General features: G+C 70.9%; 13 protein-coding genes and 1 pseudogene. 9 read left to right on the forward strand and 5 right to left on the reverse strand.

The window, feature by feature from the left end; all coding sequences use genetic code 11:
* Window positions 1-21: 21 nt before the first annotated feature.
* The 5 genes from STRIP9103_RS05330 to STRIP9103_RS05350 form a co-directional block, all read right to left on the reverse strand.
* Entirely contained in the window at window positions 22-792 is a 771-nt protein-coding gene (locus STRIP9103_RS05330; protein ID WP_009300163.1) for a succinate dehydrogenase iron-sulfur subunit, read from the reverse strand.
* Entirely contained in the window at window positions 792-2,546 is a 1,755-nt protein-coding gene (sdhA, locus tag STRIP9103_RS05335) for a succinate dehydrogenase flavoprotein subunit (protein ID WP_009300172.1), read from the reverse strand. The genes STRIP9103_RS05330 and sdhA overlap by 1 nt, the downstream gene beginning before the upstream one ends.
* A gap of 23 nt (window positions 2,547-2,569) precedes the next feature.
* The gene (locus tag STRIP9103_RS05340; protein WP_009300161.1) at window positions 2,570-3,061 is read right to left on the reverse strand and encodes a succinate dehydrogenase hydrophobic membrane anchor subunit; all 492 of its coding nucleotides are present in this window, start codon (window positions 3,059-3,061) and stop codon (window positions 2,570-2,572) included.
* Between the two features lie 5 nt (window positions 3,062-3,066).
* Window positions 3,067-3,447: a succinate dehydrogenase, cytochrome b556 subunit gene (sdhC, locus tag STRIP9103_RS05345; RefSeq protein WP_078613806.1), complete on the reverse strand. Its 381-nt coding sequence runs from the start codon at window positions 3,445-3,447 to the stop codon at window positions 3,067-3,069.
* Between the two features lie 241 nt (window positions 3,448-3,688).
* A complete protein-coding gene (locus STRIP9103_RS05350; protein WP_078613807.1) occupies window positions 3,689-4,318 on the reverse strand; it encodes a 2-oxo-4-hydroxy-4-carboxy-5-ureidoimidazoline decarboxylase in 630 nt (209 codons plus the stop codon).
* A 225-nt stretch (window positions 4,319-4,543) separates the two neighbouring features.
* On the opposite strand from STRIP9103_RS05350, the gene STRIP9103_RS05355 reads away from it, so the two are divergent.
* The 9 genes and pseudogenes from STRIP9103_RS05355 (at window position 4,544) to STRIP9103_RS05395 (ending at window position 12,939) form a co-directional block, all read left to right on the forward strand.
* Window positions 4,544-6,136, forward strand: coding sequence for a beta-N-acetylhexosaminidase (locus tag STRIP9103_RS05355; protein WP_048819745.1), 1,593 nt, complete (start codon window positions 4,544-4,546; stop codon window positions 6,134-6,136).
* Between the two features lie 131 nt (window positions 6,137-6,267).
* Entirely contained in the window at window positions 6,268-7,086 is an 819-nt protein-coding gene (locus tag STRIP9103_RS05360; protein ID WP_009300169.1) for a DUF4328 domain-containing protein, read from the forward strand.
* 114 nt (window positions 7,087-7,200) lie between these two features.
* Window positions 7,201-7,728, forward strand: a pseudogene (locus tag STRIP9103_RS05365) (hypothetical protein); the annotation flags it as partial.
* A 109-nt stretch (window positions 7,729-7,837) separates the two neighbouring features.
* On the forward strand, window positions 7,838-8,452 hold the full coding sequence (locus tag STRIP9103_RS05370; protein ID WP_048819742.1) for a hypothetical protein: 615 nt from the start codon (window positions 7,838-7,840) through the stop codon (window positions 8,450-8,452).
* 119 nt (window positions 8,453-8,571) lie between these two features.
* On the forward strand, window positions 8,572-8,979 hold the full coding sequence (locus tag STRIP9103_RS05375) for a hypothetical protein (protein ID WP_048819743.1): 408 nt from the start codon (window positions 8,572-8,574) through the stop codon (window positions 8,977-8,979).
* Between the two features lie 173 nt (window positions 8,980-9,152).
* Complete coding sequence (locus STRIP9103_RS05380; RefSeq protein ID WP_009300152.1) at window positions 9,153-9,743, forward strand: RNA polymerase sigma factor; 591 nt, start codon at window positions 9,153-9,155, stop codon at window positions 9,741-9,743.
* 44 nt (window positions 9,744-9,787) lie between these two features.
* Window positions 9,788-10,567 (forward strand): ICP22 family protein, encoded by a 780-nt coding sequence (locus STRIP9103_RS50550; protein ID WP_052315552.1) that lies wholly within the window; start codon window positions 9,788-9,790, stop codon window positions 10,565-10,567.
* Between the two features lie 450 nt (window positions 10,568-11,017).
* Entirely contained in the window at window positions 11,018-11,704 is a 687-nt protein-coding gene (locus tag STRIP9103_RS05390; protein ID WP_009300164.1) for an RNA polymerase sigma factor, read from the forward strand.
* Window positions 11,704-12,939 (forward strand): hypothetical protein, encoded by a 1,236-nt coding sequence (locus STRIP9103_RS05395; RefSeq protein ID WP_009300158.1) that lies wholly within the window; start codon window positions 11,704-11,706, stop codon window positions 12,937-12,939. The genes STRIP9103_RS05390 and STRIP9103_RS05395 overlap by 1 nt, the downstream gene beginning before the upstream one ends.
* Window positions 12,940-13,132: the final 193 nt, after the last annotated feature.

Here is a 13,132-nt window from a genome sequence, read left to right on the forward strand (position 1 = left end):
GTACGCGTACTGCCGAGCGGATCAGAAGCGGCGCGTGATCAGCGCTCGCTTCACCTCCTGGATCGCCTTGGTGACCTCGATACCGCGAGGGCAGGCGTCCGTGCAGTTGAAGGTCGTACGGCAACGCCACACGCCGTCACGGTCGTTGAGGATCTCCAGCCGCTGCTCACCGGCCTCGTCGCGCGAGTCGAAGATGAAGCGGTGGGCGTTGACGATGGCGGCCGGACCGAAGTACTGGCCGTCGTTCCAGAACACCGGGCACGACGAGGTGCAGGCGGCGCACAGGATGCACTTGGTCGTGTCGTCGAACCGCTCGCGGTCCTCGGCGGACTGCAGCCGCTCACGCGTGGGCTCGTTGGTGTCCTTCGTGATCAGGAAGGGCATCACGTCCCGGTACGCCTGGAAGAACGGCTCCATGTCCACGACCAGGTCCTTGAGGACCGTGAGGCCCTTTATGGGCTCGATCGTGATCGGCTTCTCGGGGTTGATGTCCTTGATCAGCGTCTTGCAGGCCAGACGGTTCCTGCCGTTGATCCGCATGGCGTCCGAGCCGCAGATGCCGTGCGCGCAGGAGCGGCGGAACGTCAGCGTGCCGTCGACATCCCACTTGATCTTGTGGAGACCGTCGAGCACACGCTCCTTCGGGTCGATCTCCAGCTGGAAGTCCTGCCACTCGGCGTCCGCCGAGACCTCGGGGTTGAAGCGGCGCACGCGGAACGTGACCGTGATGTACGGGGAGGCCGGAGACGACGCGTCGGGGGTCTCGGCCTTGTCCAGAACAGGGGTAGCCATCAGTACTTACGCTCCATCGGCTGGTAGCGGGTCTGGACGACCGGCTTGTAGTCGAGGCGGACGGTCTCGGAGCCGTCGTCGCCGACCTCGCGGTACGCCATGGTGTGACGCATGAAGTTGACGTCGTCGCGGTTCGGGTAGTCCTCGCGGTAGTGACCACCGCGGGACTCCTTGCGGGCCAGCGCGGAGACCGCCATGACCTCGGCCAGGTCGAGCAGGTTGCCCAGCTCGATGGCCTCCAGGAGGTCGGTGTTGAACCGCTTGCCCTTGTCCTGGATCGCCACGTTCTTGTACCGCTCGCGCAGCTCGGTGATCTTCTCGACGGCCGTCTTGATCGTCTGCTCGGTGCGGAACACCATGACGTTGGCGTCCATGGTCTCCTGCAGCTCACGACGGAGGTCCGCCACGCGCTCGTTGCCCGTGGAGGAGCGCAGCCGCTCGATCTGCTCGACGACCAGCGACTCCGGGTTCTCCGGCAGCTCGACGAAGTCGGCCTTCTGGGAGTACTCGGCGGCGGCGATACCGGCCCGCTTGCCGAACACGTTGATGTCCAGCAGCGAGTTGGTGCCGAGACGGTTGGCGCCGTGCACGGAGACACAGGCGACCTCACCGGCGGCGTACAGACCCGGGACGACGGTGGTGTTGTCGGCCAGGACCTCACCCTCGACGTTGGTCGGGATGCCGCCCATGGCGTAGTGCGCGGTCGGCTGGATCGGGATCGGGTCCGTGTAGGGCTCGATGCCGAGGTACGTGCGCGCGAACTCGGTGATGTCCGGGAGCTTGGCGTCCAGCTGCTCCGGCGGCAGGTGGGTGAGGTCCAGGTAGACGTGGTCGCCCTCGGGACCGCAGCCCCGGCCCTCGCGGATCTCCGTGTAGATGGAGCGCGAGACCACGTCACGGGACGCGAGGTCCTTCATGACCGGCGCGTACTTCTCCATGAAGCGCTCGCCGTCCTTGTTGCGGAGGATGCCGCCCTCACCGCGGGCGCCCTCCGTCAGCAGGATGCCCATGCGCCAGATGCCGGTCGGGTGGAACTGGAAGAACTCCATGTCCTCCAGCGGCAGCCCGCGACGGTAGACCGCCGCCTGGCCGTCACCGGTCAGCGTGTGCGCGTTGGACGTCACCTTGAAGAACTTGCCGCAGCCGCCGGACGCGTAGATCACGGCCTTCGCCTGGAAGACGTGGATCTCACCGGTGGCCAGCTCGTACGCCACCACACCGGCGGACTTCTTGACGCCGTCGACCTCGGTGATCAGCTGGTCGAGGACGTAGAACTCGTTGAAGAACTCCACGCCCTCCTTCACGCAGTTCTGGTACAGCGTCTGGAGGATCATGTGGCCGGTGCGGTCGGCCGCGTAGCAGGACCGGCGGACCGGCGCCTCACCGTGGTTACGGGAGTGACCGCCGAAGCGGCGCTGGTCGATCGTGCCGTTCGGGGTGCGGTTGAACGGCAGGCCCATCTTCTCCAGGTCGAGGACGGAGTCGATGGCCTCCTTCGCCAGGATCTCGGCGGCGTCCTGGTCGACCAGGTAGTCACCGCCCTTGACCGTGTCGAAGGTGTGCCACTCCCAGTTGTCCTCCTCCACGTTGGCCAGCGCGGCGGCCATGCCGCCCTGCGCGGCGCCCGTGTGGGAGCGGGTGGGGTACAGCTTGGTCAGCACGGCGGTACGGCTGCGCTTCGTGGACTCGATGGCCGCGCGCATACCGGCGCCACCGGCGCCGACGATGACGGTGTCGTACTTGTGGATCTTCATGGTCGGTTACCTCAGCCCCGTGCCTAGCGGATGTTCGGGTCGAAGGTGAAGATCACCAGCGTGCCCAGCAGGATGGTGAACACCGTGGCGGTGTAGAGCAGGCCCTTCAGCCACAGGCGGGTGTTCGCGCGCTCCGCGTAGTCGTTGATGACCGTGCGCAGGCCGTTGGCGCCGTGCAGCATCGCGAGCCACAGCATCATCAGGTCCCAGACCTGCCAGAACGGGGACGCCCAGCGGCCCGCGACGAACGCGAAACCGATCTTGGAGACGCCGCCGTCGAGGACGAGCTGGATGAGCAGGTGGCCGATGACCAGGACGACGAGGACGATGCCGGACAGCCGCATGAACAGCCAGGCGGCCATCTCGAAGTTGCCGCGGGTCGTCTTCGGGGTCTTCTTGGTGCGCTTGCGGGGCGGCTCGATGAGGGGGGCCGGGTTCTCGGGGCTGTAGCCCGAGAGCGCGCCCGTGCCCTCGACGGGGCCGATGCCGGATGCGGTGGTTTCAGTGGTGGACATCTGCCTCATCCCCCGAAGACTTCACGAGCGGCGTGGCCGAGGACGGGGTACAGGGCACCGGCCATCAGCACGACCCAGACGCCGACGACGATCCAGAGCATCTTCTTCTGGTGACGGGGGCCGTTCGACCAGAAGTCGACGGCGATCACCCGAAGGCCGTTCAGCGCGTGGAAGAGGATGGCGGCGACGAGGCCGTACTCCAGCAGCGCGACGACGGGCGTCTTGTACGTGGCCACGACCTTGTCGTAGGCCTCGGGGGAGACACGGACGAGAGCGGTGTCCAGCACGTGTACGAACAGGAAGAAGAAGATGAGGACGCCGGTGACTCGGTGAGCCACCCAGGACCACATTCCTTCCCGGCCGCGGTACAGCGTTCCAGCCGGCACGGAAGAACCCTCCGGGAGCGGGGATTGGGGCCGGCCGGCTTCTGTGTCGGTCTGACCCGGCCGGGTACGGTCCACCGGCCCCGGCCATGGTAGCGACGTGTGCGTGCTGGGCTTAAGCCGGGTATGGCGGTGTGATCAAAACGGCATTCAAAGCTGCGCGTATGGGTGAGTACCGGGCGGCTACTGGGGTGGGGGTGCTTGTTCGGTGCCGGGTGCGGGTTCGTTGTGGCCGGTCGCGCCCCTACTGGTGCTGAGCCGCGGCTGAGAAATTGCCCACGAGCCGGGTCAGTCTGCCCCTTGCCAGGCGTCTCAGCTCCTCCGCCACCACCATCCGCTCCTCCTCCGGGTCGTTCGTCAATCGTGACCTGATGCCCTCCAGGGCGCGGTCCAGGAGTTCGGCCGGGGGGACGTCGTCCATGGCGATCACGAAGACGTGGCCGAAGCGGGCCTCGTAGGCGGCGTGGGCGGCGTTCAGGGCTGTGTGGGCCACGCCGTAGGTGTCTTCCGGCAGTGGGGGCAGGGTTTCGCCGGCCAGGGCCTCGGCCAGATCGCCCGCCGTCAGGTCGTACGCGGCCTCGTCCGATGCCGCCAGTAGGGCGTCGAGGTCCGGGTAGGGGCGGTGGGCGATGAGCCGGTGGGACCAGCGGAGGCTGCGGAGGCAGGTGAGGAGGGTGTGCTGGAGGGTGTCGGCGGGGGCCTCGTTGAAGTGCCGCAGGGCCGAGGGGCCGGGGGCGGGAGCCTGCTCCGGTAGGGCGACCTGGCCGGGAAGACGGGGGAGACGGTGCGGAGGCAGCGTGGTTCCTCGGCGGTGCGTAGGGGGCGGCGGGGCAGGGTGTGCGAGATGTGCCACCACGTTATCGAGGCGGGTCATGGGCTGTCCGTTCGATGCCCGAAATTCACCCGAACGGGAGAGTTTCGGAACCTGTGGTGGACGGGTCGGGTGGGTGGACGTCGTAGGTTCGAAGGAGTTCGAGGAGGAGGTGCGTGAGATGTGGCGGATGCTGCGGATGGTGACGAGGGTCGGGGCCGGGTGCGCGTCGTGAGTCGCGGTCGGCGCCGGGCTCCCCGTAGGAAGACGGCCGTTGTGTCGAAGGGGTTGCTTCTCGGGACGGGTGTTGCCCTGGTGGGTGGTGCGGTCGCGGTGGCCGTGACCGTTTGGCCGGGTGGGGACACGCCGGCGCCGAACGGATCGCAGCCGTCGCGGGCACGGCCGTCCGTGAGCGCTGCCGGCCCGCCCTCGCCGTCCCCGTCGCCCACGCGCTCGTACCCGCTGTCGAAGGCGCCGCGCACGATTCCGGCGGTACGGGAGCACGAGGCGGCCCGTGGCCCCGGGTGGCGGCCCTCCGGTGGTGCCCGGGTCGTCGTCGGCGACAGGGCGCTGGCCGACGAGGGGCGGCTGACCGCCGAGGAGCTGGGCCTGTCGTACGCGGGTGAGGTGGCCCCCCGGGCCGGGGACGTGGAGCTGGCGCTCACCGGGACGGGGCGGTCCGCGTCGGAGGCGTACACGCTGACCGTGAGGAACGGCCGGGTGCGGATAGCCGCGCCCGCCGAGGCGGGCGTCTTCTACGGGACCCGAACCCTGAAGCAGGAGGTGCGCGGCGGCGGTACGGCGCCGGAGGGCGTCATACGGGACGAGCCGGCCAAGCCGCAGCGCGGGTTCATGCTCGACATCGCCCGCAAGCACTTCACGGCGGACTGGATCGAGGACCGCATACGCGAGCTGGGCGACCTCAAGTACAACCAGCTCGGCCTGCACTTCTCCGACGACCAGGGCTTCCGGATCGAGTCCACGTCCCACCCCGAGGTGGTGTCGGAGCAGCATCTGACCAAGGCCCAGGTGAAGGACATCCTGGCCCTCGCGGAGAGCCGGCACATCGAGGTCGTACCGGAGATCGACTCGCCGGGGCATCTGGGGGCCGTGATCGCCGGCAACCCGGGGCTGCAGCTCGTGAACGCGCAGGGCGTCGCCGCGCGCGGGGCCGTCGACATCTCGAAGCCGCAGGCCGCCGAGGTCGTCGACGAACTGCTGAACGAGTACTCCGAGCTGTTCGACGGCCGCGACTGGCACCTCGGCGGCGACGAGTACCGGGCGCTGATGGTGTCGAACCCCGAGGCGTCCTATCCGCAGCTGGCCGCCGCCGCGCGCCAGAAGTACGGCGCCGGCGCGACCGTCGCCGACCTGGCCACCGGCTGGCTGAACGACCGCGCCAAGGTGATGCGGGGCCACGACCGGACCGTGCGGGCCTGGAACGACGGGTTCTTCCGGGGCGGGACGGTCCAGGCGGACCGCGCGATCCAGGTCGCGTACTGGACCGGCAAGGAGATCGGGGCCCGGCCGCCGGTCGAGTATCTGAGCGCCGGGCGGCAGGTCGTCAATTACAACGACGAGTTCCTGTACTACGTCCTCGGCGAGCCCAACCAGTTCTTCTATCCGACCGGGCAGCGCATCTACGAGCAGTGGACACCCCGGGTGCTGCGCGGCACGACCGCCGTGTCCGCCGAGTACGACGACCAGATCCTCGGCGGTGTCTTCGCCGTCTGGTGCGACCTCGCCGACCGTCAGACCGAGGCCCAGGTGGCCGCCGGGGTGCGCATGCCGCTGCGGGCGCTGTCCCAGAAGCTGTGGGATCCCCGGAAGCCGGGGATGACATGGGCGGAGTTCCAGGCGTTGGCGGGGAAGGTGAGCTGACCGCGGGGAGGGGGAGCCGAAACCGGTGGACGGACGAGGGCCGGGAACCGTATCTTCCGCCTGTTGTGTGTGCCGGAAGTGAAGTTCTTGGGAGAGGCCTCCCGGCATGTGTGACCACATGGGGGGACTTCATGACCTGTACGCGCTGCCGCCGGTTCGAGGCGGCACCCGGGGGAGAGCTGTGCCGGGCCTGTGAGGCCGAGGAGGCTCATCCGGATGTGAACCGGGGTCCGGGCGGGCTGCCGCGGGCGCCGCAGTTCGTCGCGGGCGCCCCCGCCGCCCCGACGGCCTGGCTGCAGTCGCCGGTGGGGCTCGGGCGGGCCGTGGCGATCCTGCTGGGGATGGTCGCGGTGACCGACCTGGTCGCCGTGTGGGCGGACGTCGCGATGCTCGATGTGCTGGGCAGGATGGTGGACGGTGAGTACGGGGCGGCCGTCGAGCGGGACGCCGACCGGGCCGACCGGTTCTACGCGATGACCGGTGTCGTCCAGGCGGTCGCCTTTCTCGCCACCGTGATCGTGTTCCTGATCTGGTTCCACCGGGTGCGGGTCAACGCCGAGGTGTTCGAACCGTTCGGGCATCGCAAGAAGCGGGGCTGGGCGATCGGCGGCTGGCTCGTGCCGATCGTGAACCTCTGGTTCCCGCGTCGGATCGCGCTCGACAGCTGGGACGCGAGCAGCCCGTGGGGCAGGCCCCGGTCGCACGCGCTGATCAACGCCTGGTGGACGCTGTGGCTGATCGGCGGGGCGGCGAGCCAGGGCAGTTCGAGCGCCTACCGCAGGGCCGAGACGGTGGAGGAGATCCAGTCGGCCGTCAAGCAGGTGCTGTTCGCCGACGCCTTCGAGATCCCGACCGCCGTGCTCGCCATCCTCTTCGTGCTGAAGCTCACGCGCATGCAGGACGACAAGGCGCGGAGCGGGCCGCGTGCGCCGGAGCCCGTCGCCCTCTGAGCGCCGTCCTTCGCGCTGCCCCGTTCCTCGCGCTCTGCGTCCGTCCCCCGCACAACCGTGCGGATTGCCCGATTCCGGGCGCGAACTCCCGTACGCCTGTGGTCTATTCCGAGCATGGGGTACTGGGGGTACTACGTCGTGGGCCGCAGCCCGCGCCCGCTCGCGGAGCTGGACGCGCTGGCCGGGGCTGAGGGCATACGGCTGTGGACGCGGGCGGCCGAGGGCTGGCAGGTGTGGGAGTACCCGACCGGCATGGACGAGGACGCCGGGAACGTGGGGAACATGAACACGCTCGCGCGGGAGACCGGGGCGCCCGCGCTGTTCGGGTACGTCATGGGCAGCGACTGTGTGGTCGTCGAGGCCGCCGGGCCCGAGAGCGGGGCCTGGACCACCTGTCTCGCGCGGCGCGCCATGGCCCGTTACCTCGGCGCCGGCGACGACGAGCACGGTCGCTCCGTCGAGGACTACTTCCTCGAACCCCGTGACGCCGCCGAGCGGGCCGTCGCCTGGGCGGCGGAGGCGGGGCGGATCGTCGTCGAACAGCCGTTGGTCGATGTACTGACCTCAGAACCTGGACCCGCCGACCCCTTGGCTGAAAACATCCTCTTCCGGCTGCTCGACCGGCTCGGGGTCGTGTCCCTGTGGCGCTCCCGGGTCGTCGCACGCAGTAAGGGGAGGTGTGTGTTCCGTATAGCGGGCGCGCACTGTCGAGCGGGACCGAGCGGGATCCGGCGAGATCGAGGGAGGCGTGATGAGCCTGGTGAAGCTGATCGCCCAGGCCGACGAACGCGGTCTGGCGGCAAGCGGGCTGGCTTGTTTGGACCGCTGTGTGCCGCTTCTCGGGGGTGACGACGAGGTTCTGCGACCGCTGTGGGCCGGCCTGGTGGACGGGGCGGACTGGGCGGAGCGGGTGACGAAGGTACGGGGTGAGTTGGGGGCCGCCTCGTCCGGCGGCGGGGACTCCGACGGGGACTCGTCGGGCAGGGGCCCGGGCGTGAACTCCGGCGGAGGCGACGAAGTCGTCGGGCTCGCCCGGCGGATGCTCGACTCGATTCCCGAGGAGCGGTCCGTCGAGGGGCTGCGGGAGTGGGCCGAGGTCTGTTCGGTCGCCGCGCTGCGGATTCATCAGCTGCTCGACCCGTTGGACAAGGGGGACGCCGACGCGGTGACGGCCTGCCGGGAGGGCCGTACCGAGGGCGTCTCCCATCTCGTCGGCTCCGAACTGCGACGCCAGCTCGTCGTACTGGAACTGTTCGCGGCGCACGGCGCGACGGGGGTCCGGAAGGCGCTCGACGTGTCGACGGAGGGGCGGCGCGTCCTGCGGGCGGTCGTGTCCCGGCGGGCACGGGGGGCGCGGCGGGGGTAAACCGCGTTTCTGGGCGAGTCCTGTGAGTGTCCTGAGGCGGGGTGTGGCGGTCCTGCACCGGTGTCGCGGACGTACCGGAATCGCGAAACGTCCTCCGTGGGGCGGGCGCTTTCCCGAGTGTGAGCGCACAGCAGACTTTCGGTTCCGTCAGATTTCCACGCGCCGTCGGGAGCGCGGCGAAGCCCGTGCGGTGGGCCGCGGACGCGGTGACGATGATGCGGGAGGGCGCGCGGGTGCGCCTCGACTACTCGGCGCAGAGCCTGTGGCGGGTGGACCGCATGATCGAGGAGATACGGCGGGAAGGGGCGCCGTACGCCGCTGTGGAGGGAGTGCTGCGGGGCTTCGGGGCGTACGGCGGGGAGGTCGTCGTGCGAGGGGCCGGTGGTGAATGGGTCGAGACGGACGGCACACACTGGGTCCGCACCTGGGACGGCCGCCTGTGGGCCCCCCTCGACGAGGCCCGCCGCTGCTTCGCGGGCGACGGCTCGCTCCGTCTGCTGTGCCGCGATGCGATGACCTCCGGGTGAGCCGGGAGCAGGGGGCGATACCGGTGGCGTCGCCCGCGGTGGGGGCGGCCGGCTGTGACACTTCCGCGAGGGCCGACGCAGAGCACCATGTGGGCCCGGACGCGGTGGGTGCGGGTCCCGAGGAGCGACGCCGGTATCGGCCGCCCCAGGACCAGGGAGGGGAACCTCGCCGAGTGCAGGCGTACGACGGGGAACTGGGCGCGGCGGTCGCGCGGGCCCAGGAGGGGGACGAGGCCGCGTTCGCGGTGGCCTACCGGCTGGTGCAGCCGGGGCTGCTGGGCTATCTGCGCGGCATCGTGGGGGACGACGCGGAGGACGTCGCCTCGGACGCCTGGCTGGAGATCGCGCGGGACCTCGGGCGGTTCAAGGGCGACGGCGCCGGCTTCCGCGGCTGGACCGCGACCATCGCCCGGCATCGCGCCCTCGACCATCTGCGCCGTCAGAAGGTCAGACCCCGGGGCACCGCGCTGGAGAACGACCTGCTGGACCTGCCCGGCACCCAGAGCACCCATGACCAGGCCCTCGAAACCCTCTCCACCGAGCAGGCCCTCGCCCTGATCGCCCGGCTGCCGCGCGACCAGGCCGAGGCCGTACTGCTGCGTGTCGTCGTCGGCCTCGACGGCCCCGCCGCGGCCCGTGTCCTCGGCAAACGCCCCGGCGCGGTCCGCACCGCCACCCACCGGGGGCTGAAAAGACTGGCCCAGCTGCTGCGCACCGAGGGTGTGACGGATGAGGGCCCCCAGACGCTGGGGGAGTCGAGATGAACGGCAGCGGCGATGCAGTACGGCGACAGCGAAGGGCGCGCGGCATGAGCGACCTCCCATCCGGCGACCCTTCCTCCGCCGCCCCACCCCTCGGCACCCGGTCCGTCGACACCCTCCTGGCCACCGCCGTACGCGGCCGGCCCGAGGTCGACAGCGCGGGCGAGGCGCGTGCCGTCGCCGCCTTCCGGGCGGCCCGGGAGCAGGGGGTACGCACCGCGCGTACCCGGCGCCGCGACGACTGGCGCCCGAACCCCCGCCGCCGCGTCCAGCTCTCCGTCCGCACCACCCTGGCCGTCCTGCTGTCCAGCCTCACCCTCGGCGGAGTCGCCTTCGCGGCGATCGACTCGGCCACCCATCACGAGAACGGCGGCGGGCAGGGCAACGAGCGCGGATACGGCCACGAGGAGCACGACCGCCGTACAGGGCCGTCGAGCGGTGATCCCGGCCTGCCCGGAGCCTCGGACGCCCGCGACGCGCGGCGCGGGACCGACGGCGACCCCCGGAAGGGGCAGAACGGCGAGGACCCCTGCGGCGCGTACGAGAACGGGCAGACGAGCGAGAAGAAGGCCGACGCGTACTGCGCCGGGCAGCCCGACGGGACCGGGAGCGAACCGGGGAGCGCGGGCGACGGCAAGGAGCGCGGGGCAGGGCGTACGGCGATGCCGGACGGCGCCGGGCGGCCGGAAGGAAACGAACAGCCGGACGGAAGCGGTCAGCCGAGCGGAAGTGGCGAGCCGGGTGAGCCGGGGAAGCCGAGTGCGGCGGGCGTGCCGAGCGAGACGGGCGTGCCGGGCAAGGTGGCCAAGTCCGAGGCCAGGAACTGAGGCCCTGGAAGTCCGAGGTCAGAAGAGGTCAAGAAGTGGGGGCTGTCGAAGTCGGCGGAACGAAGTAAGGCCGGCGTGCTCGCGAGACCCCCGTACTCGCAAGGCACCCGGCCGACTCCGCCGATGGCAACGGCCGAGGCCGCCACCCCCCACAGGAGAGGCCCCGGCCGTCGCGCGGCACGGACCGCGCGGCGGCCCGTACTACCTACAGCGCCGCGCCCTCGTTTTCTGTCACACCCCTCCGCATCACGAGTCAGTTGCATGTTCTGCGGACGTGGACGGGCAGCGGTTTCAGGCCGTAACGTGCCATTCGCGCCGGATCGCGGAGGGCGGCCATCGCCCTGACCACCGGTGAGGTTGAGACCACAACCATCAATTGAGAAACCACGACGGCGAAAACCCGGTCCGCGAGAGCGGCGCCGGCTTAGGCGCAAAGAGGGGCGCGCGCGGGTGCTGGGGGACGACGCGGAGCTGACCGCCGCGGTGCTTGCGGCACAGGACGGGGACGAGACCGCGTTCCGGACTGTGTACCGCGCCGTGCATCCACGGCTGCTCGGGTACGTACGGACGCTGGTCGGCGAGCCGGACGCGGAGGACGTCACCTCCGAGGCCTGGCTGCAGATAGCCCGCGACCTGGAGCGGTTCAGCGGTGACGCCGACCGGTTCCGCGGCTGGGCCGCCCGGATCGCCCGTAACCGTGCCCTGGATCACATACGTATGCGAGGGCGCCGTCCCGCGATCGGCGGCGACGAGACCGAGCTGACCGGCAAGCCGGCCGAGTCCGACACGGCGGGCGAGGCGATGGAGGCCCTGGCCACCGACCGCACCCTGTCGCTCATAGCCCAGCTGCCGCAGGACCAGGCCGAGGCCGTCGTCCTGCGTGTCGTGGTCGGCCTCGACGCCAAGTCGGCCGCCGAGACGCTGGGCAAGCGGGCGGGCGCCGTACGGACGGCCGCTCACCGGGGTCTGAAGCGGCTCGCGGAACTGATCGGGGAGAATCCGGAAGGGGCCGCGAAGGCCGATCCGGAATCCGGCGGACCCCTCGACGCCGTACCCCCACCGAGAGAACCGCGTACACGCGCGGCCACGTCCGCGGGTGTGACGCATACGCGTTCGCGGACGCAGAAGGATGTGTGATGGCCGACGAGCAGTACAGGTGGCTGGGCCGCGACGCCGCGGAGCGGCTGCTGAGTGGTGAACCGCTCGAAGCCGTCGACGCCGATGCCCGCGCCCATGCCGACCGGCTCGCCCAGGTGCTCGGCGCGTTGACCGCCGAAGTGTCCCCGGTGTCCCCGTCGAGCGCCGAACTTCCCGGCGAGGAGGCCGCGTTGGCCGCCTTCCGCGCGGCGCGCTCGGTTCGCACCGCCCACGCGGCCGTGGGTGGGACCGGTGAGGCCCCGATGGGCGGGCCAAGCGATCGTACGCATGCCTCGGCACCCGTCGCCGACGCCGGGCTGGTCCGTCTCGGGCGGTCCGCGCCCAACGGGCGCCGGGCCCGGTGGGGCCGGTCGGCGCACTTCGGACTGGCCGCGGTGGTGGCCGCCGGGATGTTCGGCGGGGTCGCCGTGGCGGCCGGCACCGGTGCGCTGAGCGCGTTCCACGAGGACGAACCGGAACCCTCCGTCTCCGTCCCCGCCACCGAGACCCCCGACCGTCCGCTGCTGTCGCCGTCGCCGAGCGCCACGGAGAAGGGCGACGGTGGGGCCGGGGCGCAGGGCGAGCCGACGCCCGGGCCCTCCCGGGGCGCGTCCAAGGGCGACACCGGGGCGGGCCAGGGCTCCGGCGGTACCACCGAGGACGAGCAGCCCGAGGGCACCGGCCGCGACGACGGCTTCTCCCAGGAGTGGTGGAACCGGGTGTTCTCCGCCTGCCGCGACGTCCGCGACGGCAAGAACCTGGACACCGACCGCAGACGCAGCCTGGAGGACGCGTCGGGCGGCAAGGGCAACGGCTACCTGAAGAAGTACTGCGCCAACGTTCTGGCGGGCGGCGTCAACAACCCCGGCAACGCGAACCCGCCGGGCACGGGAGCGGGCACCGGCTCGAACAAGGGCACGGGTTCTGGCGGATCGGGTTCCGGGGGCTCGGGTTCCGGCGGTTCCTCCGGTGGCGGGGACACCAAGACCCGGTCCGGGGCCGACGCCGACGATGACGACTCCGACGGTGCCAACGCCGGCAAGGGCAACGGACACGGCAAGGGCAACGGCGGCAAGGGCAGCGGCGGCAAGGGTGGCAAGGGCAGCGGCGGCAAGGGTGGCAAGGGTGGCAACGGCCACCGGAGCCAGGGCGGAGCTGTGACCCCGGTCGGCGACGACCGGAACACGCCCTCGTCGACGTCGGCGCCCTCCTCACAGCCGTCCCTGGCGCTCTGAAGCCGCGGCCACCCCAGCCACCCCAGACACATCCACCCCCGCTGACCTGCGATTTCGAACTCGCGCAGAATTTCTTTCCGCAGCGCGTAACACTTTTGGCCGCGCGGGCGCAGTAATGAGTGAGCCGACTGGTCATCGGCCGTCGCACGGAGCCGGGGTTCCCCCCGTACCTACGGCTCGTGCACCTCGGCGC

Origin of the sequence: Streptomyces ipomoeae 91-03 (assembly GCF_000317595.1) — a bacterium.
GTDB lineage: Bacteria > Actinomycetota > Actinomycetes > Streptomycetales > Streptomycetaceae > Streptomyces > Streptomyces ipomoeae.

Excerpts from the sequence above, each read along its gene's own strand:
- STRIP9103_RS05330 (WP_009300163.1), bottom strand. The coding sequence starts at position 792 with ATGGCTACCCCTGTTCTGGACAAGGCCGAGACCCCCGACGCGTCGTCT.
- sdhA (WP_009300172.1), bottom strand. The coding sequence starts at position 2,546 with ATGAAGATCCACAAGTACGACACCGTCATCGTCGGCGCCGGTGGCGCC.
- STRIP9103_RS05340 (WP_009300161.1), bottom strand. The coding sequence starts at position 3,061 with ATGTCCACCACTGAAACCACCGCATCCGGCATCGGCCCCGTCGAGGGC.
- STRIP9103_RS05350 (WP_078613807.1), bottom strand. The coding sequence starts at position 4,318 with ATGACCCGCCTCGATAACGTGGTGGCACATCTCGCACACCCTGCCCCG.
- STRIP9103_RS05360 (WP_009300169.1), top strand. The coding sequence starts at position 6,268 with ATGACCTGTACGCGCTGCCGCCGGTTCGAGGCGGCACCCGGGGGAGAG.
- STRIP9103_RS05370 (WP_048819742.1), top strand. The coding sequence starts at position 7,838 with ATGAGCCTGGTGAAGCTGATCGCCCAGGCCGACGAACGCGGTCTGGCG.
- STRIP9103_RS50550 (WP_052315552.1), top strand. The coding sequence starts at position 9,788 with ATGAGCGACCTCCCATCCGGCGACCCTTCCTCCGCCGCCCCACCCCTC.
- STRIP9103_RS05395 (WP_009300158.1), top strand. The coding sequence starts at position 11,704 with ATGGCCGACGAGCAGTACAGGTGGCTGGGCCGCGACGCCGCGGAGCGG.